This is a genomic window from Microbacterium xylanilyticum (genome assembly GCF_054654695.1).
Map to the genome: position 1 here is coordinate 3,464,383 of NZ_BAAIEN010000002.1, position 26,978 is coordinate 3,491,360.

The 26,978-nt window shown below is 71.3% G+C and carries 26 protein-coding genes; 17 read left to right on the forward strand and 9 right to left on the reverse strand.

Annotation, left to right across the window (positions count from 1 at the left end; all coding sequences use genetic code 11):
- Nucleotides 1-63: 63 nt before the first annotated feature.
- Complete coding sequence (locus ACYQ1L_RS17235) at nt 64-2,325, forward strand: FAD-dependent oxidoreductase (RefSeq protein WP_460005240.1); 2,262 nt, start codon at nt 64-66, stop codon at nt 2,323-2,325.
- 71 nt (nt 2,326-2,396) lie between these two features.
- Nucleotides 2,397-3,407, forward strand: a complete 1,011-nt coding sequence (locus tag ACYQ1L_RS17240) for a LacI family DNA-binding transcriptional regulator (protein ID WP_460005241.1) — start codon at nt 2,397-2,399, stop codon at nt 3,405-3,407.
- Between the two features lie 11 nt (nt 3,408-3,418).
- Here ACYQ1L_RS17240 and ACYQ1L_RS17245 read toward each other — a convergent pair whose 3' ends face one another.
- Complete coding sequence (locus tag ACYQ1L_RS17245; protein WP_460005242.1) at nt 3,419-4,201, reverse strand: DeoR/GlpR family DNA-binding transcription regulator; 783 nt, start codon at nt 4,199-4,201, stop codon at nt 3,419-3,421.
- 128 nt (nt 4,202-4,329) lie between these two features.
- Between ACYQ1L_RS17245 and ACYQ1L_RS17250 the strand changes: the two genes are divergently transcribed.
- From ACYQ1L_RS17250 to ACYQ1L_RS17285, 8 genes are all read left to right on the forward strand, one after another.
- On the forward strand, nt 4,330-5,358 hold the full coding sequence (locus ACYQ1L_RS17250) for an acetylxylan esterase family protein (RefSeq protein ID WP_460005243.1): 1,029 nt from the start codon (nt 4,330-4,332) through the stop codon (nt 5,356-5,358).
- A 135-nt stretch (nt 5,359-5,493) separates the two neighbouring features.
- On the forward strand, nt 5,494-6,072 hold the full coding sequence (locus ACYQ1L_RS17255) for a glucose-6-phosphate isomerase family protein (protein ID WP_460005244.1): 579 nt from the start codon (nt 5,494-5,496) through the stop codon (nt 6,070-6,072).
- A 14-nt stretch (nt 6,073-6,086) separates the two neighbouring features.
- On the forward strand, nt 6,087-7,589 hold the full coding sequence (xylB, locus tag ACYQ1L_RS17260; protein ID WP_460005245.1) for a xylulokinase: 1,503 nt from the start codon (nt 6,087-6,089) through the stop codon (nt 7,587-7,589).
- Entirely contained in the window at nt 7,589-8,536 is a 948-nt protein-coding gene (locus tag ACYQ1L_RS17265; protein ID WP_460005246.1) for an NAD(P)-dependent oxidoreductase, read from the forward strand. Before xylB ends, ACYQ1L_RS17265 begins: the two co-directional genes overlap by 1 nt.
- A gap of 23 nt (nt 8,537-8,559) precedes the next feature.
- Nucleotides 8,560-9,525, forward strand: coding sequence for a shikimate dehydrogenase family protein (locus tag ACYQ1L_RS17270; RefSeq protein ID WP_460005247.1), 966 nt, complete (start codon nt 8,560-8,562; stop codon nt 9,523-9,525).
- A complete protein-coding gene (locus ACYQ1L_RS17275; protein ID WP_460005248.1) occupies nt 9,522-10,487 on the forward strand; it encodes a phosphotriesterase family protein in 966 nt (321 codons plus the stop codon). The genes ACYQ1L_RS17270 and ACYQ1L_RS17275 overlap by 4 nt, the downstream gene beginning before the upstream one ends.
- A gap of 55 nt (nt 10,488-10,542) precedes the next feature.
- Complete coding sequence (locus tag ACYQ1L_RS17280; RefSeq protein ID WP_460005249.1) at nt 10,543-11,184, forward strand: bifunctional 4-hydroxy-2-oxoglutarate aldolase/2-dehydro-3-deoxy-phosphogluconate aldolase; 642 nt, start codon at nt 10,543-10,545, stop codon at nt 11,182-11,184.
- 96 nt (nt 11,185-11,280) lie between these two features.
- A complete protein-coding gene (locus ACYQ1L_RS17285; RefSeq protein ID WP_460005250.1) occupies nt 11,281-11,577 on the forward strand; it encodes a putative quinol monooxygenase in 297 nt (98 codons plus the stop codon).
- 61 nt (nt 11,578-11,638) lie between these two features.
- Here the strand turns inward: ACYQ1L_RS17285 and ACYQ1L_RS17290 are convergent, their stop codons facing one another.
- The 4 genes from ACYQ1L_RS17290 to ACYQ1L_RS17305 form a co-directional block, all read right to left on the reverse strand.
- Entirely contained in the window at nt 11,639-12,631 is a 993-nt protein-coding gene (locus ACYQ1L_RS17290; protein WP_460005251.1) for an ABC transporter substrate-binding protein, read from the reverse strand.
- Between the two features lie 112 nt (nt 12,632-12,743).
- On the reverse strand, nt 12,744-13,772 hold the full coding sequence (locus ACYQ1L_RS17295; protein WP_460005252.1) for an ABC transporter permease: 1,029 nt from the start codon (nt 13,770-13,772) through the stop codon (nt 12,744-12,746).
- Complete coding sequence (locus ACYQ1L_RS17300; protein WP_460005253.1) at nt 13,769-15,274, reverse strand: sugar ABC transporter ATP-binding protein; 1,506 nt, start codon at nt 15,272-15,274, stop codon at nt 13,769-13,771. The genes ACYQ1L_RS17295 and ACYQ1L_RS17300 overlap by 4 nt, the downstream gene beginning before the upstream one ends.
- Nucleotides 15,275-15,488: 214 nt before the next feature.
- The gene (locus tag ACYQ1L_RS17305; RefSeq protein ID WP_460005254.1) at nt 15,489-16,358 is read right to left on the reverse strand and encodes a sugar phosphate isomerase/epimerase family protein; all 870 of its coding nucleotides are present in this window, start codon (nt 16,356-16,358) and stop codon (nt 15,489-15,491) included.
- 180 nt (nt 16,359-16,538) lie between these two features.
- On the opposite strand from ACYQ1L_RS17305, the gene ACYQ1L_RS17310 reads away from it, so the two are divergent.
- The gene (locus ACYQ1L_RS17310; protein WP_460005255.1) at nt 16,539-17,546 is read left to right on the forward strand and encodes a LacI family DNA-binding transcriptional regulator; all 1,008 of its coding nucleotides are present in this window, start codon (nt 16,539-16,541) and stop codon (nt 17,544-17,546) included.
- A 61-nt stretch (nt 17,547-17,607) separates the two neighbouring features.
- Here ACYQ1L_RS17310 and ACYQ1L_RS17315 read toward each other — a convergent pair whose 3' ends face one another.
- Nucleotides 17,608-18,279, reverse strand: a complete 672-nt coding sequence (locus tag ACYQ1L_RS17315; protein ID WP_460005256.1) for a transaldolase family protein — start codon at nt 18,277-18,279, stop codon at nt 17,608-17,610.
- A gap of 124 nt (nt 18,280-18,403) precedes the next feature.
- Between ACYQ1L_RS17315 and ACYQ1L_RS17320 the strand changes: the two genes are divergently transcribed.
- Genes ACYQ1L_RS17320 through ACYQ1L_RS17330 form a run of 3 tightly spaced genes read left to right on the forward strand, consistent with a single transcriptional unit; the run spans nt 18,404 to nt 20,586 of the window.
- Nucleotides 18,404-19,372 (forward strand): ribokinase, encoded by a 969-nt coding sequence (locus ACYQ1L_RS17320; protein WP_460005257.1) that lies wholly within the window; start codon nt 18,404-18,406, stop codon nt 19,370-19,372.
- Nucleotides 19,373-19,393: 21 nt separating this feature from the next.
- A complete protein-coding gene (rbsD, locus tag ACYQ1L_RS17325; protein ID WP_460005258.1) occupies nt 19,394-19,798 on the forward strand; it encodes a D-ribose pyranase in 405 nt (134 codons plus the stop codon).
- The gene (locus tag ACYQ1L_RS17330; protein WP_460005259.1) at nt 19,798-20,586 is read left to right on the forward strand and encodes a GntR family transcriptional regulator; all 789 of its coding nucleotides are present in this window, start codon (nt 19,798-19,800) and stop codon (nt 20,584-20,586) included. The genes rbsD and ACYQ1L_RS17330 overlap by 1 nt, the downstream gene beginning before the upstream one ends.
- Nucleotides 20,587-20,592: 6 nt before the next feature.
- Here the strand turns inward: ACYQ1L_RS17330 and ACYQ1L_RS17335 are convergent, their stop codons facing one another.
- A complete protein-coding gene (locus tag ACYQ1L_RS17335; protein WP_460005260.1) occupies nt 20,593-21,690 on the reverse strand; it encodes a hypothetical protein in 1,098 nt (365 codons plus the stop codon).
- Nucleotides 21,691-21,773: 83 nt separating this feature from the next.
- Between ACYQ1L_RS17335 and ACYQ1L_RS17340 the strand changes: the two genes are divergently transcribed.
- The 3 genes from ACYQ1L_RS17340 to ACYQ1L_RS17350 all read left to right on the forward strand — a co-directional run bounded on the left by ACYQ1L_RS17340 (nt 21,774) and on the right by ACYQ1L_RS17350 (nt 23,962).
- Nucleotides 21,774-22,223: a MarR family winged helix-turn-helix transcriptional regulator gene (locus ACYQ1L_RS17340; protein WP_460005261.1), complete on the forward strand. Its 450-nt coding sequence runs from the start codon at nt 21,774-21,776 to the stop codon at nt 22,221-22,223.
- Nucleotides 22,224-22,281: 58 nt separating this feature from the next.
- Nucleotides 22,282-23,349, forward strand: a complete 1,068-nt coding sequence (gene cds1, locus ACYQ1L_RS17345) for an L-cysteine desulfhydrase Cds1 (RefSeq protein WP_460005262.1) — start codon at nt 22,282-22,284, stop codon at nt 23,347-23,349.
- Between the two features lie 103 nt (nt 23,350-23,452).
- On the forward strand, nt 23,453-23,962 hold the full coding sequence (locus ACYQ1L_RS17350) for a glycine cleavage system transcriptional repressor (RefSeq protein ID WP_460005263.1): 510 nt from the start codon (nt 23,453-23,455) through the stop codon (nt 23,960-23,962).
- Between the two features lie 92 nt (nt 23,963-24,054).
- Here the strand turns inward: ACYQ1L_RS17350 and ACYQ1L_RS17355 are convergent, their stop codons facing one another.
- Both ACYQ1L_RS17355 and ACYQ1L_RS17360 read right to left on the reverse strand, forming a co-directional pair.
- Nucleotides 24,055-25,068 carry an aldo/keto reductase family protein gene (locus ACYQ1L_RS17355; protein ID WP_460005264.1) on the reverse strand — a complete coding sequence of 338 codons (1,014 nt, stop codon included), beginning with the start codon at nt 25,066-25,068 and terminating at the stop codon, nt 24,055-24,057.
- Between the two features lie 52 nt (nt 25,069-25,120).
- Nucleotides 25,121-26,932, reverse strand: coding sequence for a DUF4407 domain-containing protein (locus ACYQ1L_RS17360; RefSeq protein WP_460005265.1), 1,812 nt, complete (start codon nt 26,930-26,932; stop codon nt 25,121-25,123).
- Nucleotides 26,933-26,978: the final 46 nt, after the last annotated feature.

Sequence of the window (26,978 nt, forward strand, 5' to 3'; positions counted from 1 at the left end):
GCCGCCCACCGGCGCCCGCGCTCCCCCTCCCTACGCGAACCAGACCCTTCAGGAGCACAACCCATGCGCACGCAGACCGTCGATGCCGACATCGTCGTCGTCGGAGGAGGACTCGCCGGCGTCAGCGCGGCGGTGGCCGCGGCCCGGCTCGGACGCCGCGTGGTGCTGATCAACAACCGCCCCGTGCTGGGCGGCAACTCGTCGTCGGAGGTGCGGGTGTGGGTGTGCGGCGCGACCGCGCACGGCAACCAGCGCTGGGCGCGCGAGACCGGGATCATCGGCGAGCTGTACCGGGAGAACCAGTACCGCAACCCCGACGGCAACCCCGTCTACTGGGACGACGTGGTGCTCGACGCCGTGCGCCGGGAGCCCGGCATCGACCTCTTCCTGAACACGGAGGTGATCGAGGCGAGCGCCGAGGGCCCCGACGACGCCCGGCGGGTGCGCTCCGTGACCGGCTGGACGCTCGGATCCGAGATCCGCACGACCTTCACCGCGCCGATCTTCCTGGACTGCACCGGAGACGGTCTCGTCGGCGCGCTCGTGGGCGCGCGGCACCGCCTGGGCAAGGAGGGCCGGGACGAGTTCGGCGAGGAGTGGGCGCCGGAGGAGCCGGAGCGCGAGTTCCTCGGATCGACCCTGCTCTTCTACACGAAGGACGTCGGGCATCCGGTGAAGTACGTCGCCCCGGAATCCGCGAAGGACATCACGACGACCCCCATCCCGTCGTCGCGCATCATCCGCTCCGGCGACAGCGGCGCGCACTACTGGTGGATCGAGTGGGGCGGGCGCCTCGACATCGTCCACGACAACGAGCGGATCCGGGACGAGCTGCGCTCGGTGATCCTGGGGATCTGGGATCACATCAAGAACTCCGGCGAGTTCGACGCCGACAACCTCACCCTGGAGTGGATCGGGAACCTGCCCGGCAAGCGCGAGTACCGGCGCTTCATCGGCGACCACACGCTCACCCAGAACGACGTGCTCGGCCAGACCTCCTTCGACGACGGCGTGGCGTTCGGCGGCTGGTCGATCGACCTGCACCCCGCCGACGGCATGTACGCCACCGGCGCCGGGGCTCTGCAGCGCTTCAGCGAGGGCGTCTTCGAGATCCCGTTCCGCTCGCTGTACTCGGTGAACGTCGAGAACCTGCTCATGGCAGGGCGCAACGTGTCCGCGACGCACATCGCGTTCGGCGCCGCGCGGGTGATGGCGACCTGCGCGGCGATGGGCGAGGCCGCCGGCACGGCCGCGGCGATGTGCGTGGAGCACGCCCTCACGCCGCGCGAGCTGCACGCCACCCGCCGCGGCGAGCTGCGGCAGCTGCTGCTGCGCGCCGACGCGAGCCTCATCGGAGTCGCGAACGAGGATCCGGACGACCTCGCGCGCATCGCCGAGGTCACGGCGTCGTCGACGCGATCCGTGATCGCCGCCGAGGCGCCGGATCCCGAGGCGCATCCGCTCCTCGACGACCTCGGGCTCGTGATGCCGGCGCACCCGCGGCTGGACGCGGTGCAGCTGCTGCTCTCCGCGGACGAGGACACCGAGCTCACCGTCGAGGTGCACTCCACGGGGCGCAAGCAGAACGTGATCCCTGCGCGGCTCGAGCACGCCACGACGGTCCGGATGCCCGCAGGCGGACCCGGCTGGATCCGGGTGGACACGCCGTTCGCCCCGGCCACGCCCGAGAACGCCGTGGTGGTGCTGCGCGCGAACCCGGCCGTGCGGGTCCACCTCACGCCGAAGGGCGTCCCGCTCGCGCCGGGCGTGCTCACGCTCGTGCATCGGCCCGACAACGACGACCAGAACGTGCAGATCAGCCAGGACGAGCTGCTCGTGCAGTGGCCGACGAAGCCGCTGCGCGGGCGCGCGGTCGTGTTCCGCGCCGAGCCGGAGAGCGAGGCGCTCGCGCCCGCCCGCGCCGTGTCGGGCTTCAACCGCCCGTTCGGCGGCCCGAACATGTGGGCGTCCGCTCCCCTCGCGGACGAGCCTGCGTGGCTGCGGCTGGACTGGCCGGATCCGGTCACCGCGCGCGAGGTGCGCCTCGTCTTCGACGACGACGTCGACCTCGAGCTGAACACGCTGCACCACCACCGCAGCCCGGACGAGATCCTGCCGCAGCTCGTGCGCGACTACCGCGTCGAGGTGCGGCGGGCCGGATCCGACGAGTGGACGGTCATCGCCGAGGAGACGGCGAACCGGCATCGGCTCCGCGTGCACCCGATCCCCGACGGGACCGGTCCCTTCGTCGCGGCCCGGCTCGTGGTGACGTCCACGAACGGCGCGCCGGAGGCCCGCGTGATCGCGTTCCGGGTGCAGTCGTGACCGACGGCGCTAACGTGAGGGGCGCCGGGCGATCGCTCCCGGCGCGACGCACGACCGCGAGGAGGCCCGTCATGCGCTCCACCGACCCGCACCGGACCGATGCGCAGCGCGCCGTTCCGGTGATCCGGGCCCCGCGCACCGGGCTCGTCGCGCTCGCCGTGCCCGACCTCGAGGAACCGTACTTCGCGGAGCTGACGTCGCTGCTCGTGCGCCGCGCCGACGAGCGCGGGCTCGCCGTGCTCATCGTGCAGACCGAGGGCGACCACGCCCGCGAGATCGCCGTGGCCGACGGCGTGGGACTGCCCCCGATCGACGGGCTCATCCACATCCCCCGGTCGCTGACGGTCAGCGACCTCACCCGGCGCACGGCCCCGGGCCCCCTGGTCCTGCTCGGCGAGCACATCCAGGCGAGCCCGTTCACGCACGTCACGATCGACAACCGCGCCGCCGCCCGCCTCGCCACGGAGCACCTGCTCGGTCTCGGCCGCCGCAGGATCGCGTTCATCGGTCGCCGCGACGCGCGCCCCTCCGACGCCGCCGATCGCCGCCACGCCGGGTACATGGAGGGCATGCAGGCAGCCGGCGTGCGCGTGGATCCGGCAGCCGTCGCCCAGGTGGCCGCGTTCTCGGCCGAGGAGGGCGAACGGGCGACGGCCGAGATGCTGGGCGTGATCGGCGACCTCGACGGCATCGTCTGCGCGAACGACTCGGTGGCGCTCGGCGCGCTGGCCGCACTGCACGCCGCGGGGCGCACCGTGCCCGACGACGTCGCCGTGACCGGCATCGACGACATCCGCGCGGCACGCTTCGCGATCCCGGCCCTCACCACGGTCGCCCCCGATCACGAGCAGCTCGTGAACGCCGCGTTCACGGAACTGGAGCGTCAGCTGACCGCTCCGCCCGGTGCGGACCTGCCCGTGCGGCACGTCACCGTCGGCTTCCGGCTGATCGAGCGCCGGAGCACGGTCGGGGGATCCGAGCCGGGCCGTCGACGCGCACGCACCGGCTCGGGTGCACATGCCGAACCGGACGCGCGCTCCAGCTCCAGCTCCAGCTCCAGCTCCAGCTCCAGCCGAGGATGACCGCCGCGCGCTCAGCCCTCGCCGAGGTCTGCGATGAGCAGCTCCCCCACGTGCTCGGCGAGCTGCGCCCGTGCGCTCTCCTCGAGCCGGGCGTCGATCACCAGGCGGTCGATCTCGTCCAGGTCGGCGATGGTCGTGAGTCCCACGGTTCCCCAGCGTCCGTGGTCGGCGAGCACGACGACCTCGCGCCCTGCGGCCATGAAAGCCCGATCCGTCTCCGCCTCGAGCAGGTTCATCGTCGTCATCCCGGCCTGCACGTCCAGGCCGTGCACGTCGAGGAACACGACGTCGCAGTGCAGCTGCTCGAGCGCGCGGACGGCCACGGGACCCACCATCGCCTGCGCCGGCGTGCGGACCCCGCCCGTCAGCACGACGGTCTGGGTGTAGGGCTCGTCGGCGCGCTCCGGCCCGGCGAACAGCTCCGACACGGGCAGGGAGTTGGTCACCACGGTCAGTTCGGGCACCCCGGCGAGCGCCTCGGCGAGCGCGAGCGAGATCGTCCCGCCGGAGATCCCGATGGCCATGCCCGGCTCGACGAGACCCGCGGCGAGCGCCGCCACGGCCCGGCGCTCCGCGCTGACCGTTCCTGCCGACGCACGCAGCGATCCGGCGTGCGGCGCGGCCCTGACCCCGCCGCGCACCTTGCGCACGGCGCCCTCGTCGGCCAGCAGGTCGATGTCGCGGCGGATCGTCATCGGGCTCACGCCGAGGATCCCGGCCAGTTCGGGGATCGTCGCAGTGCCGCGCTCGCGGACGTGCGCGAGGATGCGCTCACGTCGCTCCGATACCAGCACCTGCGCTCCTTCCGATCGCGGCTCCAGTCTGCCATGCGCCCGCCCCGCGGTTCGGCGAGCCGTGGCGCATGCGCCGCCGGCTCCGCCATGCGGCCGCCGGCCCTGGCTCGGACCGGGAGGATCCGCCCATGACGATCCCCGCCCCGTATCGCGACTGGTTCCCCGAGGCGGAGCTCGACGGCACCTACGGCTTCGATCTGCCCGCACTGCGACGCGTGGAGCCGGTGCCGGTGCCGGACGGCTTCGCGGACCGCTGGCGGGCGTGGCGCGCGCAGGCGCAGCGCATGGACGCCTCGCCGGAGCGCACCCCTGTCGGCGAGCAGGACGGCCGTCGCCTGTCGATCGTGGAGCACGCCGGCGCCGACGGCACCCGGCTGCGCGCCTGGCTCGCCGAGCCGATCGACGGCCCGGCGCGGATCGGCGTCGTGCACGGGCACGGCTACGGCGGGCGGGCCGCACCCGACTTCGCCCGGGTGCCCGACGACGCGGCCGTGATCTTCCCCGTCGCGCGGGGTCTCGGCGCGCTCAACACCGGCGTGGGCGCCCCCTCGACGCGGGACGACCACGTCGTCGCCGGACTCGAGGATCCCGACCGGTCCGTGCTGGGGCTGTGCGCGCGCGACCTGTGGCTCGCCGCCGATGCGCTGTGCACGCTCGCCGGGCCGCTGCCTCTCGCGTACGTCGGCGAGAGCTTCGGCGGCGGGATCGGCGCGCTGGCGCTGCCCTGGGACGACCGCTACATCGCGGCGACGCTCATCGTGCCGAGCTTCGGGCAGCACGACGAACGGCTCGCCGTGCGATGTCTGGGCAGCGGCGAGGCCCTGCGCCGGCACGTGCAGGCCCACCCTGCCGCCCGCGACGTGCTGCGGCTGTTCGACGCCTCCACGGCGATGCTGCTGAACCGGATCCCGGTGCGCGTGGAAGCGGCCCTCTGGGATGCGAACGTCCCGCCGCAGGGCCAGTTCGCGATCGCGAACGCGGTGGCCCGGTCCGCGGGCCCGCTCGAGCTCGCCGTGCTGCCGGCCGGCCACGCCGTGTACCCCGGGCGCGAGCGTCTGACGCGCGAGTTCGAGGAAGCCGGGCGGGCGCACCTGGACCAGGCGCGCGGCGCGCATCGGCTGGCCCGTTCTCGGGGCGTGGATCTCGCACCGCGCTGACGGGGATGCCGCGCAGCGCGCACGGCCGCGACCGATGCGGTGGGCCCGGCAGGACGCTGGACACCAACCTGTAATAACAGGTATGCTCTCACTTGTAATGACAGGAGGCGCGTCGCGCCCGGCCCGGAGGTAACGATGCCCGCGTTCCGCACCCCACCGATCGCGCCGTTCGCGATCACGTTCGACGCTGAGACGCTGACGCTCTCGCCCGAGGGGCCCACACTCACCCGTCGCATGTCCGACCTGGAGGGGCTGTTCCTCGATGAGCGGGCATGGCGAGAGGCCGCCGAGGGCGAGAACCCCGTCGTCTACACCGTGACCAGCTCCCCCGTCCCCGAGCTCGGCCGAGAACTGCCCCAGTCCATCACCACGATCATGCCCGGCACCACGGCCGGCGAGCTGTGGATGACGAAGGGACACCAGCACCCCGACCACCAGGGCGAGATCTACCTCGCGTTGAAAGGCACGGGCGGCCTCCTCATGTTCGACGGCGAGCGCACAGAGTGGCTGGACATGCTTCCCGGCACGATCGGATACATCCCGCCGGGCTGGGCGCACCGTTCCGTGAACACGGGCGACGAGCCGTACGCCTTCCTCGCCGTATACCCCGGCGGAGCCGGCCACGACTACGGCTGGGTGCTTGAGCACGGCATGGGGGCCCGCGCGCACCGCACCGCCGACGGCGTGGAGCTGCGCCCGTACGCCGGCGCCTGAGCGGAGACCGCGCCATGCTCATCGCACACGACCTCGGCACCACGGGGAACAAGGCGTCCCTGCATCACGATGACGGGCGCCTCGTCGCCGCCGTCACCGTGGCCTATCCGGCGCACTTCGCCGACGGGGGCGTCGCCGAGCAGAACCCCGAGGACTGGTGGAACGCCGTCGTCGCCGCCACCCGCGACCTGCTCGCCCGCACCGGCACGACGCCGTCCGACGTGGCGGGCGTCGTGGTCAGCGGCCAGATGATGGGCGCCGTGCTGCTCGACGGCGAGGGCGCGCCGGTCCGCCCTGCGATCATCTGGGCCGACACCCGCTCAGATGCCCAGCAGCGCGAACTCGAGTCCGCTCTGAGCATGGAGCACGCGTATCGGATCCTGGGGCATCGCCTGAACCCCACCTACTCCGTCGAGAAGGTCATGTGGGTGCGCGACAACGAACCCGAGAACTGGGAGCGCGTGCGGCGCGTGTGCGTCGCGAAGGACTTCATCGTGCTGCGCCTGACCGGACGTCTCGCCACAGACCGCTCGGACGCGAGCGGCACCAACGCCTACGACCAGATCGCGGGGGCTTGGTCGGGTGAGGTGCTCGCCGCCGCCCGCCTGGATCCGGCCCTGTTCCCCGAGATCCTCGCGTCGACGTCCGTCGTCGGCACGCTCACCCCGGACGCGGCCGTCGCGCTCGGCCTGCCCGTGTCGACCCGTGTCGTGATGGGCGGAGGCGATGGCCCAATGGCCGCGGTCGGATCCGGCGTCGTGGCGCCGGAGGACGGCGCGTACGTGTGTCTGGGCACGTCGTCCTGGATCTCCTTCGCCGCCGGCGCACCGCTGCACGACGCCGGCATGCGCACGATGACCTTCGACAATGTGGTGCCGGGCAGCTACGTGCCGACCGCGACCATGCAGGCTGGCGGAGCCTCGGTGCAGTGGATCGCCGAGGCGCTCAGCCCGGACCCGTCGCACCCCGAGACCGCGCGCCTTACAGCCGACGCGGGAGGCGACCTCGACACCGAGGGACTGTACTTCCTTCCATACCTGCTCGGCGAGCGGTCGCCGCTGTGGGATCCGCACGCACGCGGCGCCTTCGTCGGCATCGGCCGCCACCACCGCAGAGAGCACCTCGTACGCGCGGTGTTGGAGGGCGTCGCATACAACCTCTTCACCTGCCTGCAGGCCTTCCGCGAGTCCGGTGCGGTGATCGACCGCATCGACGCGGTCGGCGGCGGGGCGCAGTCCGATGCGTGGCTCGCCGTCCTCGCCGACGTCTGGGGCGTGCCCGTGCGCCGGCGCACGATCGTGGAGGAGGCCAACAGCCTGGGCGCCGCGGTCACCGCCGCGGTCGGACTGGACCTCGCCGATTTCTCCGTCGCCCGCAGTCTCAGCGAGATCACCGCCGAGTTCCTCCCGGATCCGACCCGGCACGCCGAGCACGAGCGACGGCACCGGCGCTTCACCGAGGCGTACACCGCGCTCGCTCCGTGGTTCGCCGGTCACGTCGGCGACGGGGAGGTCTGATGGGCGTCATCCTCGTCACCAGCCGCTCGTTCTCCGACGGCGAACTCGACCTCGTCTCCCGTGCCGCGTCCGCGGGCCATCGTGTGGTGCGCGGCCCCGCGCACCACGACCTCGCCGAGCTGCGCCCCCTGCTGCGCGACGCGGACGCCTGGATCGCCGGCACCGGCCCGGTCACCGCCGAGCACCTGGCCGCCGCACCTCGGCTCGCGGTGATCGCACGCTACGGCGTCGGCACCGAAGCCGTCGACCTCGCCGCCGCACGCGGCCGCGGCATCCCGGTCACCAACACCCCAGGCGCCAACGCGGACGCCGTCGCCGACCACGCCGTGGGTCTCATGCTCGCGGCCCTGCGCGGCATCGCCGACGGCGACCGCCGCGTGCGTGCGGGCGACTGGGCCGTGCGCCGCGGGCGCGAGCTCGGCGCCGCGACCGTCGGGATCGTCGGCTTCGGCCGCATCGGCCAGGGCGTCGCGAAGCGGTTGAGCGGATTCGGATCCCGGGTCCTGGCCTCGGATCCATTCCTCCCCGACGATGCCGTGCGAGGTGCCGGCGCCGAGCCCACACCTCTTGACGACCTGTTCCGCGCTGCGGACGTGATCACGCTGCACGCCCCCGGCGGACAGCGCCTCGTCGACGAGGCACGGCTCGCCGCGCTCCGCCCCGGCACCGTGATCGTCAACACCGCCCGCCCCGACCTCGTGGACGAGGCGGCGCTCGCCACGGCCCTGCGCACGGGAGGGCTCGCCGCGTACGCCGCCGACACGCTGGACGGCGACACCGCGGCGAGCGCGAGCCCGCTCCTCGCCGCGGATCTCGACGACCGGGTCACCGTCACCCCTCATCTCGGGGCGCAGACCACCCAGGCCGTCGACAACATGGGCCGGATGGCCCTCGACAACGCCCTCGCCATCCTGCGCGGCGAGGATCCGATCCACCCGGTCCGCTGACCGCCCCACCCGCTGGAGCCCGAATGACCCGCATCCCCGCCCCTGCCGACACCCCCGCCGCCGCTCGCATGGGCTTCGTCGGCGTGACCACCGGATCCTCCTCGATCATGAGCGTGTTCCCGCTGTGGGCCGACGTGCTCGGGCTGCCCACGCGCACCCTCGTCGGGCACGACCTGCCGATGGATGCCGCACCCGAGCGGTACCGAGAGCTCGTCGAGCAGATCCGCGATGATCCGCATCACCGCGGCGCGCTGGTCACCACGCACAAGATGAACGTGTTCGCCGCGGCCTCCGACCTGTTCGACGAGCTGGATCCGTTCGCGGTGTCCTGCTCGGAGATCTCCAGCATCTCCAAGCGCCCCGGTCCGGACGGCGCCGATCGGCTGATCGGTCAGGCGAAGGATCCGCTCACCGTCGATCTCGCTCTGCGCGAGATCATCCCTGACGACTACTTCGCCCGCACCGGTGCGGAGGTCGTGATCCTCGGCGCAGGCGGCTCCGGCACCGCGCTGAGCTGGGCACTGGCCGAGCGCGCCGACGCCCCCGCGCTGATCACGGTGACGGCCCGCAGCGAGGACAAACTCGACCACCTGCGCGAGGTGCACCGCCAGCACGGCACACCGGAGGGCCTGATCCGGTGCGTGCGCACCGCCACGCCGGAGGATGCCGACGCGATCGTCGCCGCCGCCCCGGCCGGATCCGTGATCGTGAACGCCACCGGGCTCGGCAAGGACCGCCCCGGATCCCCGCTGACCGACGCCGTGGTGTTCCCGGAGCGGGCGGTGGTCTGGGAGTTCAACTACCGCGGATCCCTCGAGTTCCTGCACCAGGCCACGGCCCAGCGGCGATCGCGCGAGCTGACCGTGGTGGACGGCTGGCGCTACTTCATCCACGGCTGGTCGCAGGTCGTCGCCGACGTGTTCGAGCTCGACCTCGACGCCTCCACCGTCGAGCGGCTCGCCGAGGCCGCGGAGTCGGTGCGGCGATGAGCACCGGCGGCGTCATCCGCACGGTGCTCGGCGATGTCGACGCCGCCGACTGGGGACCGACGGACTACCACGAGCACCTGTTCCAGGTCACGCCGCTGCTGCCGGGGGACGAGCTCGACGACGAACCCGCCTCGACGCGGGAGGCCGAGCTGTTGCGCGACAGCGGGTTCGCGGCGATGATCGACGCGACCCCGTCCGGGCTCGGCCGCGACCCCGCGGGCGTCGCCCGGATCGCCGCGGCCACCGGTCTGCGCATCGTGGCGGCCGCGGGGCGCCATCGCGAGGCGCACTACACGCCGGGCCACCCCACCCGCGCGGACGACGCCGCGACGCTGGAGCGGCGCCTCGTCGCCGAGATCGCGCATGGCCAGCCCCGCGACGATGCGGATCCGAACGGCCCCGTCGCGCTCTCCCCCGACGGCTCGCCCGTGCGCGCCGGGATCCTCAAGGGCGGCGTCGACTACTGGCGGATCAGTCCGTTCGAGCGCACCACGCTGTTCGCCCTGGCCGCCGCGCATCGGGCCACGGGCGCCGCGATCATGGTGCACCTGGAGTTCTGCACCGCGGCGCACGAGGTGCTCGATCTGCTCGCCGCGGAGGGCGTCCCGGCAGAGCGGGTGGTGCTCGCGCACGCGGACCGTGACCCGGATCCGGGGCTCCACGTCGCGCTCGCCGAACGCGGGGCGTACCTCGGCTACGACGGGTTCGCACGCCCGCGCACCCGCAGCGACGCGGAGCTGCTCACGCTCACCGCCGCGGTGGTCGCCGCGGGCGCCGGCGACCGGGTGCTCCTCGGCGGCGACGTCGCCCGCCGCACCCGCTACATCGCGTACGGCGGGATGCCAGGGCTCGCGTACCTCGGCGAGCGCTATCTGCCCCGGCTGCGGGCGGAGATCGGCGACGCCGCCGCCAACACGATGCTCGTGTCCAATCCGGCGCGCCTGCTGACCCTGTCGCGCTGACCCGACCCGACTCGACCCGACCGACCCGACCCGACCGACCCGATCCGGAGGATCCATGACCGACCGTCTCGCCCGCGCCCGCGCCACCGGGGTGCTCGCCGTGCTCCGCACCCCCTCCGCAGACGCGGCACTGCACACCGCCGACGCGCTCATCCGCGGCGGGGTCACGGGGATCGAGGTGACCTATTCGACCCCGGATGCGCCGGCGGTGATCCGCGAGCTCATCGCCCGGCACGGCGAGGGCGCCTACGTGGGCGCCGGCACGGTGACCACGTCCGCCGAAGCCGAGGCGGCGGCGGACGCCGGTGCGGCCTTCCTGGTGAGCCCGGGCACGCTCCCCGACCTCACCGCGGCGATGCGCGCCACGGGCGCCGTGATCATGACGGGCGCGCTCACCCCGACCGAGGTGATGACGGCACTGCGACTCGAGGTCGACGTGGTGAAGATCTTCCCTGCCTCCCTCGGCGGCCCCGCATACCTGAGCGCGCTGCGCGGACCGTTCCCGCACGCGCCGCTCATGCCCACCGGCGGTGTGACCGCGGACAACCTCGCCGACTGGTTCGGGGCCGGCGCCGTCGCGGTCGGTGCCGGCGGCGACCTCGCGAACAGCGCCTCGATCGCCGCAGGCGACTGGGACGACCTCGAAGCGCGCGCCCGGCGCTTCTCCTCCGCGCTGGCCGCCTGTCGCGCCGGCTGATCCCTCTTCCTCGCCCGATCCTCGCGCGCGCCGCGGTGATCGGGCGGGTTCGTCGCCCGATCAGGCGCCGCTCCGCCCCCATCCGAAGGAGATCCCATGACCGACCCCACGATCCTGCACGCCACGTTCACCGCCCGCCCCGGCTCGGCCGAACGGATCGCCGCGCTGCTCGCCGGCTTCGCCGAGGAGGTGCGCCGCGAGGAGGGATGCGTCGTCTTCGACGCCACTCGCCTCGTCGACGACACCGACCGGTTCTTCGTGTACGAGGTCTACCGCGACGAGTCGGCGTTCCAGGCGCACCTCGCCAACCCCGCAGGCGGACCGTTCAACGCCGCGCTGCAGGAGCTCATCGTCGAGCCCTCCTCGCAGCTCACCTTCCTGCAGCGGATCTGAACGGCGCGGACGTCAGAACGGCCCCCTCGCGAGAGGGGGCCGTTCTTCCGCATCTGTCAGATCACTGGTAGAGCACCGCGGCGATCTTCGGGTCGTCGATGTTGCTCTTGTCGTACCAGTACGAACCGGTGTCGTAGAACTTCTCGATCTTCTCGCCCTTCGCGGCAGCGACGGCCGACTCGACCGTGCGCTTGCCGATGCCGATCGGGTCCTGAGTGATGGCTCCGGCCATCGTGCCGTCCTTGATGGCGTTGATCTGCGCGGCTCCCGAGTCGAAGCCGACGATCGTGATCTTGCCCTTGGCCAGACCGAGCTCGTTGACCGCGTCGACGATTCCGATCGCCGAGCCCTCGTTCGTGCCGTACAGGCCCTTCAGATTCGGGTGAGCAGCGATCATCGCCTTGGCGATGTCGGCCGACTTCAGGTGGTCGCCGTCACCGTACTGGATGTCGACGATCTTGATGTCGGGGTAGTCGCTCTTCATCTTGTTGACGAAGCCGTCACGGCGCTGCACACCCGTCGAGTTGATCTGGGAGTGGCCGACGATCGCGACCTCGCCCTTCTTCCCGATCAGCTCGGCCATGTGCTCGGCGGCGAGGGCACCCGCCTTCTTGCTGTCCGTCGCGGCGAGGCTCAGACCCGCATCGCCGTTGCAGGGGGCGTCGAAGTAGACCACGGGGATCTTCTTCTCCTTGGCCTGCTGCAGCGGGGCGACACACGCCTCGGGGTCGAGCGCGGCGTAGCCGATCGCCGCCGGGCTCTTGTCGATCGCGGTCTGCAGCATCTGCAACTGCTGGTCGATATCGGTCTCGGCGGGGGGTCCGTCGAAGGTGACGTCGACGCCGAGCTTCTGGCCCTCCTCGTCGGCGCCCTTCTTCACGGCCTGCCAGAACTGGTGCTGGAAGCCCTTGGAGACGAGCGCGATCGTCATCTTGCCGCTGCCGCCGCCGGACGACGAGCCGCCGCCGGTGGATCCGCTGCTCGAGCACCCGGCGATCGCGATCGCCGTGGCGGCCAGGACGGCCGCGAAAGCGGTCTTCTTGCCGAATTTCATGAGAACTCCGTTGTTTGTGGACATTCGGGTGAGGGGTTTGCGGATCGCTCCGCGGTTCGGCCGGGGCCGAGCGGTCCGGCCGAACGGGTGACCGTCCGGCCAGACCGACGCATCAGGTCCGCTGCCGGTTGCGCAGCGAGTCGAAGAACACCGCGATGAGGATCACGATGCCGACGACGACGTTCTGCCACTCGGGCTGGATGGACAGGATCCGCAGGCCGTTGACGAGCACGCTCATGATGAGCGCGCCGATCACGGTGCCGAGGATCGATCCGCGGCCGCCGAGCAGCGAGGTCCCGCCGATGATGACGGCGGCGATGGCCTGCAGCTCGTAGCCCGTGCCGATCTGCGGCTGGGCGGAGCCGAGGCGGGAGGCGATGACCACGCCCGCGACGCCGGTGAAGGCGCCCGCGAACATGTAGATGAAGATCGTCCAGCGCCGCGTGTTCACACCGCTGAGCCGGGTGGCCTCCTCGTTGGAGCCGATCGCGAACGTGTAGCGGCCGAGGAGGGTCTTCGACAGCACGATCGCGGCGAACACCGCCAGGACCGCCGTGATCAGCACGCCGTTGGGCAGGCCGGGGATGAGGGTGCCGAGCGCGATCTTCTGGAAGTCGGGCGCCTTGGTGAAGTAGATCGGGCGCACGCCCGACACGATCAGCGCCAGGCCGCCGGCGACCATCATCATCGCCAGCGTCGCGATGAACGGAGGCAGTCGCAGGAAGGTCACGTTCAGGCCGTTGATGAGCCCCATCAGCACGCCGGTGAGGATGCCGCCGATCACGCCGAGCCAGACCGGGAGTCCGAGGTTCTGCACGAACACGCCGACCATGACCGCGCACAGGGCCATGCCGGTGCCGATCGAGAGGTCGATGCCGCCGGTGATGATGACGAACGTGGTGCCGAGGGCCAGGATGCCGATCACGGCGGTGGACAGCAGGATCCCGGACAGGTTGGACCACTCGAAGAAGTGGCCGCTGGCGAGCGAGAAGAACACCACCAGCACGATCAGTGTGCCGAAGGCCAGCGACTGCTGCAGCTGCCGCTTCAGCACGGCGCCGAAGTCGCGCTTGTCGGTGTTCTCGGTGACGGCCTGCTGGATGACGTTGGTCGTGGAGCCAGAGGGCTCGGGAGCGCTCATCGGTTCTCCTCCCCGTGGGCTGCAAGGTGCATGATCTTCTCCTGGGTTGCTTCCTCGTTGCGCAGCGTCCCCTTGATCCGCCCGTTCGCGAACACCACGATGCGGTTCGCGACGCGCAGGATCTCCGGGAGCTCCGACGAGATGACGATGATGGACTTCCCGGCGTCAGCGAGCTGCTGCATGAGCCGGTAGATCTCCTCCTTCGCGCCGATGTCGATCCCTCGGGTCGGCTCGTCGAAGATGAGGATGTCGCAGTCGCGCATCAGCCACCGGGCGATGACGACCTTCTGCTGGTTGCCTCCGGAGAGGAGCTTGACGACCTGGTTGACGGAGGGCGTCTTCACCCGGAGCTGCTGGACGTACTGCTTCGTCTGGTTCTTCGCCTTGCGGTCGCCCATCCACCCCAGCGCGTTCGTGTACGAGCTGAGCGAGGCGAGCACGGTGTTGAACGTGACGTCCTGGTCGAGCATGAGTCCGAGCAGCTTGCGGTCCTCGGACAGGTAGCCGACTCCGTGCTTGACGGCGTCCTCGGGCTGACGGATCCGCACGGGGCGTCCCGCGATGCGGATCGTGCCGCCGTCCCGGTGGTCGGCTCCGATCACGGCCCGCGCCGTCTCGGTGCGCCCCGCCCCCATCAGGCCTGCGAAGCCGAGGATCTCGCCCCGGCGCAGGTCGAAGGAGACGTCGGCGAGCAGGCTCTTCGTGCTGAGCCCCTCGACCTCGAGCACCACGGGCTCCGCGCTGAAGTCCTTCACGGCGGGCCGGGTCGACTCGTCGACATGGCGGCCGACCATCATCTCGATGACCTTCGAGATGTCGATCTCGGCCTTCTCGAGCGAGCCGATGTAGGCGCCGTCGCGCAGCACCGTGACCCGGTCCGCCAGCCGGCGCAGCTCGTCCATGCGATGCGAGATGTAGACGATGCCGGTGCCCTTGGCCTTGAGCTGCTCGATGAGGCGGAACAGGGTCTCGACCTCGGCGTCGGTGAGCGCGGAGGTCGGCTCGTCCATGATGAGCACCTTGGCGTTGAACGAGAGCGCCTTGGCGATCTCGACCATCTGCTGCTCCGCGACGGTGAGGTCGCCGACGCGGCGCTTCGCGTCGAGGTCGATGCCGAGTCGTTTCAGCAACTCGGCGGCCTGCTCGTTCAGGCGCCGTTCCGACAGGAACGGCCCGGTGCGCGGCTCGCGACCGACGTAGATGTTCTGCGCGACCGTGAGGTCGGGCATCATGTTGAGTTCCTGGTGGATGATCGTGATCCCTAGATGCTGCGCCTGCAGCGGGCTGGTCAGCTCGACCTCCCGCCCCTCGAACGTGATCGTGCCCTCGTCCTTGGCGTAGATGCCCGAGAGGATCTTCATCAGCGTCGACTTGCCGGCGCCGTTCTCACCGACGAGGACGAGCACCTCACCGGCACGCACTTCCAGGTTCACCCCCTTGAGCGCCTGTACACCGGGGAATCCCTTGCTGATGCCTTCCACCACGAGGATGGGCTCGCTCATCGCCTCACCTGCTTCCTTGAAGGTCGGATCCGAATCGTTTGAAATCCTTTTCAAACATCGGATCAATCTTGACGGCCGTTGACGGCCGATGCAAGTTGTATCTAAATGTATCTATTGACGTTCCACTCCGCGATGACCTGTAATAACAGGTTCATCACGGTTCGGTCTCGGCGGCCGGCGACCCCTCGCCGCCCGCCTGGGGCGCTCCGTCGGCTCAGTGCAGCCGAAGGGAGTCGATCGCGACGAGCTTGTTGCGGATGAAGGCGTTCGCATGCGCACCCAGCTCGTCGCCGTTCGTCCAGAGGTTGCGCCAGATCCCCAGCATGCGGCTGAGATCCGGTGCGACGACCGCTGAAGAGAACGACTCGAACACGATCGGACCGTCGTAGCCGATCCGGCCCAGCGCCTTGAAGAACGTGCCGAAGTCCACGGACCCCGTGCCGAGGTAGCCGCGGTGGCTCTCGCCGATGTGCACGTACTGCAGGTGGGGCGCGGCATCGAGGACGGGCGCGAACATATCGGACTCCTCGATGTTCATGTGATACGTGTCGAGGTGGATCCCGAGATTCTGCCGGTCGACGTCCGCGAGATAGGCGAGCGCCTGGCGGGCCGTGTTCAGCACGTTGGTCTCGTAGCGGTTGACGACTTCGAGGGAGACGCGGATCCCCCGCTCGGCGGCATGGTCGGCGACGCGGGCGATCGCGCGTCGGCTGTTCTCCAGTCCTCGTGCGGTGGCGGGCTGCATGTACTTCTTCATCGCGCTGTACAGCACGCCGCAGAAGTGCCCGCCGCCCATCTCCGCGACCACGTCGACCGCGCGCAGCAGCAGGGCCTCGCCCGCGGCGACGACGGCGCGGTCCTCGCTCGTCACATCGGTCGCCTCCGCCAGTCCGAGCGACGCGCTGACCGCCAGACCATGCTCGGCGACGGCATCCGCCGCGACGGCCGCGTCGAAGGCGGAAGGATCCATCAGCGGGTACTCGATGAGGTCGAAGCCGGCGGCGCGCGTGCGCTCGGCCGCGGAGCGGATGCCGGACGCATCGAACTCCCCGGTCCAGACGAGGGCGTGACATCCGATGTTCATGAGAGGAGCTCCCTTGCTCGATCGTGCATTTGGCACGTTGCAATTGCTGATGAGGGACACCGTACGGCACGCTCTTGCAACGTGTCAATAGCTGTTTTCCCGGGAAATCCGACCGTGCGGTCGATGCCCCGGCCGTGGGTTAGTCTGAGCGGGTCCGCATCAGCACCCGGGAGTCACTGCATGTCCGCCAGCGTCAAGGACGTCGCCGCGCTCGCCGGCGTGTCCGCTTCGACGGTGTCGAACTATCTGAACCATCCCCACGTGCTGAGCCCTGCCACCGGCGAGCGCGTGCGCGCCGCGATCGAGCAGCTCGGCTTCGTGCCGAACGAATCCGCGCGCCAACTCCGCGCGGGCGCCGGGAAGGCCATCGCGCTGATCCTCCTGGACGCCTGGCTGCCCTACTTCAACGAGCTCTCCCGCGGCGTGGAGGACGTGCTGCGCGCCGGCGGCTGGTCGCTGTTCTTCAGCAACAGCGCGCGCGACGAGGGGGTCCAGGCCCGCAATCTGGAGATGTTCGAGGCCCATCGCGCTCAGGGCATCGTGATCTACCCGCTCGGCGACGTCGTGCCGGCGCTCGAGCGCCTCGCGGACAAGGGCGTCCGGTCGGTCGTCATCGGACCCTCGATCGCGTCCGAGCGGGTCGGATCCGTGCTCTTCGACGATCGCGCCGGCGGGCGTCTCGCCGGCACCCACCTGCACGAGCTCGGGCGTCGGCGCATCGCCTTCCTCGGCGACCCCGGCACGGTCAGCCAGACGGCCGACCGCCTCGCCGGCCTCATCGACGCCGCGGGACCGGCGGTGTCGACCGTGCGCGCCGAGGGTCTCACGATCGAAGCGGGGATCGCCGCGGGACAGGAGATCGTGGCCCGCGCACCTCAGGAGCGCCCGGATGCGGTCTTCGCCGCGAACGACATGCTCGCGATCGGCGCGCTCACCGCCTTCCTGCGCGCCGGCGTGCGGGTTCCCGAGGACATCGCGATCATCGGCTTCGACGACGTCGACCAGGCGCACCAGGCCGTGATCCCCCTCACCACGATCCGCCAGCCCGGATACGAGATCGGCGCGGCGGCGGCGCGCTCGCTGCTGGAGCAGCTCGCGAACCCCGCCGCACCCCCGCCGTCGGTGACTCCGTTCGCCCCCGAGCTCGTGGTGCGCGAGTCGACCGTCGGCTCCCCCAAGGCGCCGTGACGCGGCGCGGCCAGCCGAGCCGGCCGTGCAGTCTGACCCCGCAGCCCGCAGACGGAGCCGCTCAGCCTCCGATGCGCCGCATCGCCGCCTCGAACTCCACGGCCGACGACGCGCTCACCTCGTGCTGCAGCATCTGATCGAGTACGTCGGGCGCGGCGGTGAACAGGCGGATGCCGGCGAGGCGCATCGCGACGACATCGGCGGGTGTGCGCAGGCTGGCCAGCAGCACGTCGGTGCCCGCTCCCGCGCACACGGCCTGCATGGCGGGGATCATCGCATCCGCATCCATCCCCGCGTCCCGCATCCTTCCCAGGTAGGGCGCGATGTAGGCGACGCCGATGCTCGCCGCGGCGAGCGCCTGCGCGACCGAGTAGACCGCGGTCAGCAGCACGGGCGTGCCGCCGGCGACGACCGCCGCGGCGGCCGCGAAGCCCTCCGGCGTGGCGGGGATCTTGACGGCGACGCGCTCCCCCAGCCCGGCGATCTGCTCGGCACAGGCACGCAGTTCGGCGGCGTCCTCTCCCCAGGCCTGGAAGAACACCTCGCGGGCGCCCTCCTCCACCCAGCGCCGGTACAGCTCCGGCAGGTCGGCGACACGGTGACCGTGTCTTTCGAGGATCGTCGGGTTGGTGGTCACCCCGTGCACCAGGCCGGAGCGCAGCAGGGCGCCGACGCGCCCCGTGTCGGCGCTGTCGACATACAGGCGCGGGGCTCCCACGGCGTGAGCGGACATGAGCGGGATCTCCCTCCGGCGACCTGTCGTTACAGGTCGCGATGCGGATAATGTAATGACAGGGCTCCGTCCACGTCAAAGGCGACGGAGCGCACTCCCTCGTCCGATCGGAGGACACGTGCCCATGGCCGAGACCCAGGATCGCTCCGGCGTCGTCATCGTCGGCAGCGTGACGGCGGACGTCACGACCTTCTCGCAGCGGCTCCCCGCGCGCGGCGAGACCATCCTCGGCGAGCAGTTCACGCTGCTGCTCGGCGGGAAGGGCGCCAATCAGGCGGTCGCCGCCGGCCTCGCCGGAGCGCGCACGAGCTTCGTCGGCTGCGTCGGCGACGACCTCTTCCACGACCTGATCGTGGACGGGCTCTCCGCCGCAGGCGTCGACCTGGCGCACCTGCGCACGGTTCCCGGCCCCACAGGCATCGCCCACATCCGCGTGGACGCCTCGGCGCAGAACGACATCGTGATGGTCCCGCTCGCCAACGACTTCCTCGACGAGGCACAGGTCGACGCCGCGCTCGAGGCACTCGCCCCGTGCACCTCGGTGCTGCTCACCCAGCTCGAGACCCCGTCGGCGCTCACCAGGCACATCGCCGCGCGAGGCCGGGAGCTCGGCATGACCGTCGTGCTGGACCCCGCCCCGGCCGCTCCGCTGGACGCCGAAGTGTGGCGCAACGTCGACATCGTCACCCCGAACGAGACCGAGGCGAGCCTGCTGTCCGGCATCGCGGTGACCGACCCGGCCTCGGCCGAACAGGCCGGACGCTGGTTCCTCGACCAGGGCGTCGGCGCAGCCGTGATCACTCTCGCGGAGCGCGGATCCGTCGTGGTCACGCCCGAGGGATCCGCGCTCGTCGAGCCTATCCCGGTCGAGGCCGTGGACACGACGGCGGCGGGCGACGCCTATGCCGGCTACCTCGGCGCGGCGCTCGCGGAGGGCCGGAGCCTCGCGGAGGCCACGGGCATCGCCGCGGCAGCCGGAGCCCTCGCCGTCACCCGCCAGGGCGCGTCGCCGAGCATCCCCTCCCGCGCCGAGGTCGACGCGCTCCGCGCCGAACACCCCGAGAGCCGCGCACTCCGCGCCGCCGTCTCCTGAGCCGTCCGAGAAGGATCCGCCATGCGAAAGACCGCCACCACGATCAATCCCGCCCTGTCCCGCGTGATCAGCGAGACAGGCCACACCGACCTCATCGTCGTGACCGACGCCGGCCTGCCGATCCCTCCGGGATCCGAACGGATCGACCTCGCCTACCGCCCCGGGGCGCCCGCGTTCCTCGACGTGCTCGACACCGTGCTGGGCGAGCTCGTCGTCGAAGGCGCGACCGTCTCCGCCGAGGTCGCCGACGCGAGCCCCGAGATCCTGGCCGCCCTCCGCGAGCGGTTCGCCGGGCAGGGCTTCGAGATCGAGCTCGTCCCGCACGGCGAGTTCAAGAGGCGCACGGCGTCCGCCAGGGCGTTCGTGCGCTCGGGCGAGTTCACGCCCTACGCCAACGTCATCCTGCACGCCGGGGTGGCGTACTGATGTCCGCGGCACTCGACGACGCGATCGACCGCCGCTCTGCGGCTCCGATGTACGACCAGCTGCGCCGACTGATCATCGACGGCATCGCGCAAGACGGGCTGCAGCCTGGCGACCCGCTGCCCGGCGAGCACCGACTGTGCGAGCAGTACGGGATCTCGCGCACCGTCGTGCGCCAGGCTCTGGCGCAGCTCGAGCACGAGGGGATCGTGGAACGGGTGAAGGGCAAGGGCACGTTCGTCGCGCCCCCTCGCACCAGCGAATCGCTCGTACACACGCTCATCGGCCTGTACGACGACGTCGCACGCCGCGGTGGACATGTGCACAGCGATGTGCGCCGCCATGAGGTCGTCTCCGCGGATGAGGAGGTCGCGGACGCGCTCGCCGTCCCCGTCGGCAGCCCGGTCGTCCTGCTGGAGCGCCTGCGCCTCGTCGACGGCGAGCCGTGGTCGCTGTCGACGACCTGGATGCCGGAGGAGGTCGGCCGGGTCACCCTCGGTGCCGACCTCGGCGACATCTCGCTGTACGGGCTGCTCGAGCAGCACGGCATCCGTGCGACCCATGGCGTACGGTCGGCCGAAGCGACCGTCGCGACGCACGATCAGGCCCTGCTCCTCGGCGTCAGCGCCGGATCCGCGCTGCTGCGGCTGCGCAGTGTGAGCCGCGGCGCCGACGACCGTCCGATCGAGTTCTTCATTGCACACCACCGCGGCGACCGGTCGCGCTTCGAGTTCTCGCTCGGCGAGGAGCACTCGCAGGCACGTCTGGTGAGCCTGCCCCCGGGCGCCTGATCCGCGTCAGCCCGCGACGAGGAGGTCCGTCTCCGCGCTCTGCGCATCCCGGGACGCATCGGCGACGGCGCGGCGCGAGCGCTCGGCGAGCGCCGCGACCACGACCAGGGCCACGCCGGCGACGGCCCACAGCGCCAGTCGGAGGGCGTCGAAGCCGATGCTCTGCTGCGGGAAGTAGGTGAGACCGCGGGCGGCGTCGAGCCAGGCTGCGCCGTTCCAGAAGCTGTTCAGCGCCGCGAAGAAGCCGGGGGCGAGCGAGGCCGGATAGACACCGCCCGAGCTCGTGAAGTTCAGCATCACGAACAGCAGGGTCAGCGCCGGCGTCGTCCACTTGCCGAGGAACGGATGCAGTCCGATGCCGATCGAGACGATTCCGAAGACGTAGAGCCCGCCGAGCAGCCAGATGTTCCATTCGTTGCCGTTCAGGGCGTGATACACCGCGCCGGCGATGAGGACGCCGATCGCGGAGATCGCCATCGCGACGACGGCCCCGATGCCGAGCCGCCAGCCCACGGCGAGCCGCGCCGTCGCCGCCGCGATCGCGACCGCGCTCGCGTATGCGCCCACGCTGAGCGCCACGAGCAGGAAGAACAGGGTCTGCCCACCGGGGTCCTGAGGTGTGCCGGGACGGACGTCGACGATGTTCACGGGCAGGTGCTGCTGGTACGCGATCGGCAGGAAGACCGTCTGCGCGACGGACGCGCCCGCCTCGGAGGCCGCCTTCGACACGTAGAGCGTCGCGTTCGCCCCGTCGACCGCGTACGCGGCCACGATCTTCTGGTCCAGGATCAGCCGCTTCGCCTGCGCCGCATCGGCGACGGTGCGCACGGCCAGCCGGCCGTCCGCCTCGTCGTTCATGGCCTGCGCGAACACCGCGGTCTGCGGGCCCTCGCCGACGACGGCCACCGGAACGTGGCTCGGCGACGGCGCGTGGAAGGCGCCGAGGTAGGCGAACGCCATCCCCAGTGCGAGGAACAGCGGAATCATCAGGTGCGCGCCGATCGCACGCCAGGTCGCGGCGGAGGGGATCCGCGCCGCGGGGCGGGGGCGACCCGCTCCCATCGCACGCAGGGACGGCTGGGGGGAGTGCTGAACGGCGGTCACCGGACCTCTTCTCTGTTTCGTTGCATTATGCATCATACGTCTACACCGTTGCATGCTGCAACACAGGCGCCTACAGTGGATCCATGTCCCGCATCCCTCCGCCCGCCGGACGCATCCCCGCCATCGAGCGCGTGCACACCGCGCTGACGACCATCGCCCGACGGGGCTCCGCGCGGGTGCGCCGGGAGGACGCGGTGTCACCCGTCGACCAGTCCCTGCTGCGGTTCATCGCGGAGCACCCCGGCACGCGGGCGATCGACATCGCGGAGCATTTCGGCTTCAACCGCTCCACGGTCTCCCGCCAGATCGGCGCGCTGAGCACGGCGGGACTGATCGCGGACGCCGCCGACGACGGAGGCGAAGTCCGGCGCGGTCAGCCGCTGCGGCTCTCCCCCGCCGGCGAGCAGCTCCTGACCGACCGTGCCGCCGAGATCCGCGCCGTCACCGCCGCGCGGATGCGCGACTGGACCGCCGAGGAGATCGCCGGATTCGCCGCCCTCCTGGAGCGCTACAACGAGGGCCCCGAGCAGTAGCCGCGCGCGGGGCGCCGGTCCCGAACGGCGCCGATCCCCGTCCGGCTACGCTCGAGACATGACCTCCGACTGGACCGGATCCGCCATCGCCCTGCTCGAGGCGGATGCGAACCGCAGCGCCGACACGCATCTGCACGTCTTCCCGCTGCCGGCGGAGTGGGGCATCGACCTCTATCTCAAGGACGAGTCCGTGCACCCCACGGGATCCCTCAAGCACCGCCTGGCCCGTTCGCTGATCCTGTACGGGCTCGTCAACGGCTGCATCCGCGAGGACACCACCCTGGTGGAGGCGTCCAGCGGCTCGACCGCCGTGTCCGAGGCCTACTTCGCGCGGATGCTCGGCCTGCCGTTCGTGACCGTCGTGCCCCGCACGACGAGCCAGGAGAAGATCGACCTCATCGAGTTCTACGGCGGACGCTGTCATTTCGTGGACAGGGCCGAGGACATGTACGCGGAGGCGGAGCGCCTGGCCTCGGAGTGCAACGGGCACTACCTGGACCAGTTCACGTTCGCGGAGCGCGCGACCGACTGGCGCGGCAACAACAACATCGCCGAGAGCGTCTTCAGCCAGCTCTCGCGCGAGCGTCATCCCATCCCGAGCTGGATCGTCGTCGGCGCCGGCACCGGCGGAACGAGCGCCACGCTCGGACGGTACGTGCGCTACCGCCGCCACCCCACCCGCATCGCCGTCGTGGATCCGGAGGGCTCGGCCTTCTACGGCGGCTGGCGCGACGACGACCGCACGCACACCACCGGGACCCCGAGCCGCATCGAGGGCATCGGGCGCCCGCGTGTGGAGCCGTCGTTCGTCATCGGGGTGATCGACGAGATGATCCCGGTGCCCGACGCCGCATCCATCGCTGCGATCCGGCTGCTCAAGCAGCGCACCCTGCACTGGGCGGGCGGATCCACCGGCACCAACCTCGTCGGCGCCTTCCAGCTGATCGCCCGGATGCTGCGCGACGGCGAGCGCGGCAGCGTGGTCACCCTCATCTGCGACGGCGGCGCGCGCTACCTCGGCACGTACTACTCCGATGAGTGGGTCGCCGGCCGCGGCTGGGACCTCGCTCCGCACCGGGAGCGGATGGAGCGCTTCCTCGCCACCGGCGAGTGGGCCGAGGACTGAGTCCGCCCTCCCGAGGCGCCCCCTCACTGGGCGCGAGCGACGGGGCCGCGGCGATCGGGGATCCGGGCGTGACCGCGCGGATCCCGCTCGCTACGCTGGCGGCATGACCACGCTCATCCTCACCGTCGTCGGATCCGACCGCCCCGGCCTCGTCGCGACCGTCGCCCACATCGTCGACGAGCACGGCGGCAACTGGGAGAACAGCCGGCTGGCGGAGCTTGCAGGCACGTTCGCGGGCGTGATCCAGGTGTCGGTGCCGATCGACCGCGTCGAGGAGCTGCGCGCGTCGCTCAGCGGCCTCGAAGGACTGCTGACGATCGCGGTGCATCCCGGATCCGGCTCCGAGCCGACGCACACCCCGCAGGAGCTGTCGATCCGCGTGCTCGGCAACGACCAGCCGGGCATCGTGCGCGAGATCTCGTCGGTGCTGAACGCGAGCGCGTTGAGCATCGAGAGCATGACCACGGAGACCCGGGACGCCGCGATGGCCGGGGGCCGCCTGTTCGAGGCGTCGATCGTCGCCCGGGTGCCGGCTGACGCGGATCCCGAGGCGCTGCGCAGCGCCCTGGAGCGGATCGCGCACGACCTCCAGGTCGACATCACCGTCGGCTGAGGGGCGTCCTTCGTCTCGCTGCGCTCGCTCAGGAACCGACCAACCGGTCCCTGAGCGAGGAGCGCAGCGACGAGACGAAGGGCGGCGTGCCCTCAGACCAGGCGCTCCTTGGGCGACACGTCGTACGTGTCGGCGGGGTCGTCGTTCACGACGCCCGCGAGCGCCTCGTCGATCGCGGCGAGGGTGTCCGCATCGAGCACCACGCCCGACGCCTTGACCGTGTCGGCGAGCTGCTCCGGGCGCGAGGCGCCCACGAGCGCCGCGGCCACGTTCTTGTTCTGCAGCACCCATGCGATCGCGAGCTGCGGCATCGTGAGCCCGGCCTGTGCGGCGATGGGCTTGAGCCGCTGCACCGCGGTGAGGATGTCGTCCTGCAGGAGGCGCTGGATGAAGTGCGCGCCGGAGTGCGGATCCGTGGCGCGGGAGCCCTCGGGGACGGGCTGGCCGGGCAGGTACTTGCCGCTCAGCACGCCCTGCGCCATCGGCGACCAGACGATCTGCGAGATCCCGAGCTCCTCGGAGGCGGGGACGACCTTGCCCTCGATCACGCGGTGCAGCATCGAGTACTGCGGCTGGTTCGAGATGAGCTGCACGCCGAGCTGCTTGGCCAGGGCGTGCCCCTCGCGCAGCTGCTCCGCGGTCCACTCGGAGACGCCGATGTAGAGCGCCTTGCCCTGTCGCACCACGTCGGCGAACGCCTGGAACGTCTCCTCGAGCGGTGTCTCGTAGTCGAACCGGTGCGCCTGGTAGAGGTCGACGTAGTCGGTGCCGAGACGCTTCAGGGATCCGTTGATCGACTCGAGGATGTGCTTGCGGCTGAGGCCGGTGTCGTTGGGCCCCTTGGGGCCGGTCGGGAAGTAGACCTTGGTGAAGATCTCGAGGCTCTCCCGGCGCTGCCCCTCGAGCGCCTTGCCGAGTACGACCTCCGCGGCGGTGTTCGCGTAGGTGTCGGCGGTGTCGAACGTGGTGATGCCGGCGTCGAGTGCGGCGTGCACGGTCTTGATCGCCGCGCCGTCATCGACCTGCGAGCCGTGCGTGACCCAGTTGCCGTAGGTGATCTCGGAGACCTTCAGACCGCTGTTGCCCAGGTATCGATAGTTGACCATGGCTCCATGCTAGGTGTGTCCGGTCACGGCCGGGTCGGATCCGCTCACAGGATCAGGCCTGGGCGGCTTCCGCAGGGGCGGTGCGGCCGGCGGGCGCGCTCGGGTGCGCGGATGCCGGAGCGGGATGCGCCGCGGCGGCGCCGGGATGCGCGGGCACCGGCCAGGAGGGCGCGGTGGCGACGCGCGGCGGCGTGGCGACATGCGAGGGGGTGCCGTCGTGGGCTGCCGCAGGCGACGCCGCCACGTCGGCGTCCGGGACCGGCGCAGGAGCCGGATCCGCCGACGCAGCCGTGACCTCGGCCTCGTGCGCGTCGGCGAAGGCGCGGTCCTTCGCCTCTTCGGCGATGATCGCGGCGCGGTCGCGGTAGCCCTTCGACGTCACGCGGTCGAGTTCGACCTGCTTCGCGATCGCCTCGGCCTTCTCGTACAGCGACGGGTCGCCCCAGCTGGTGAGCACCTTCACGATGACCGGCAGCAGCTCGATCATGAAGAACAGCGCGGCGATGAGCCAGTGCGCGAAGCCGAGCACCGGCTCCTTCGCGGAGAGGCGGTCCAGCGCGGAGATCTGGCTGAGCAGGCCCACGGCGCCGGCGTTCGTCCCGGCGACCTCCGCCGCGCGGGCGTTGTACGCGTCGAGCGCCGTCTTGTACGCCTGCTCGGCGGCGGGGAGCTGGTCCTTCGCCTGCTGACGGTTCTGCGCCTCCGAGGCCGAGGTGGCCGACTTGGACGACGCGTCGGCCGACTCGAGGTCGGTGTTCGCCTGGCGCAGCTGCGCGGCGAGCGCGTCGTAGGTCTGCTGCGCCTGGTCGAGCTGGGACTTGGCGGCGTCGGAGCTGGCGCCGTTGCCCTGCACGCCCGTGCATCCGGGGACGGTGCCGGCGCCCTGGCCGGTGAGCTCGCACTGGTAGAGCGCGCGAGCCTGGTCGATGACCTTCTGCTGATCGGCCATCTGCGCGGTGATCTTGGCGACCGTGTCCTGCGCGGCCTTCTGCGAGGCGGAGTCGCTCGACGTGCCCTTGACGATTCCCGTGGAGGCCTGGTTCTGCAGATCGGCGAGGCGCTGGGATGCGGCATCCAGCGCCTTCTTCTCGGGGCCGCTGGTGACGGCCTTCTGGTCGCTCTGCGCCTGCACCAGATTGGTCGCGGTGACCTCGCGGGCGATGTCGTTGTGGAACGCCTGCAGCACGATCGGCTCGGCCACGACGAATCCGATGATGGCCGCCATCAGCACACGCGGGATCGCGAGCCCGAGCAGCCGCCACACGCTCCGCGTGGAGCGCATGGTGGAGGTGAGAAAGCGGTCGAGGTTGAAGATCAGCAGCGCCCACACCACGGCGAGCGGGACCGCGATCCACACCAGCACCTGTACACCGGTCGTGAGCGCGAACAGCATCGACAGCGCCGAGACGAGGGCGGTGCCCGCCAGCACGAAGAACATCTGCACGAAGCGCGGCTGCTCGCTCGGCACGCGGTCGAGGATCGCGCCGTCGGCGCCGCCGAGGATCGCGAGCCGGCGCCAGAACCAGCCCTGCGGCCGCGGCGGCCGAGGCTGCTTCGGGGGCTTCACGGGCTTCGGGGCGGCGACGGGCGCCGCGACCGCCGGAGCGGGATCCGCGACGACCGCAGCGCGCTCCGCCACGGCCTGCGGCTCGGGCGGGCGGGCCGGCGCGACAGGCTCGATCGGAGTCGTCGCGACGTCTGCCTCGGCCCGCTCGGAGCCGGTCGGCGTGTAGTCGCGCACGAAGATGAACGGATCCTCCGCCGTCGGGTCGGCGGGGTTCTCGAGGTCGGTCTGTCCGTCGACGTCGAAGGCGATCCGGCCCTGGGAATCCATGCGACCGGGTCGATGAGCGGAGTAGGACATCCCTCCACAGTACGAAAAACCGCCTGGGGAACCGGTGGGCGAACCC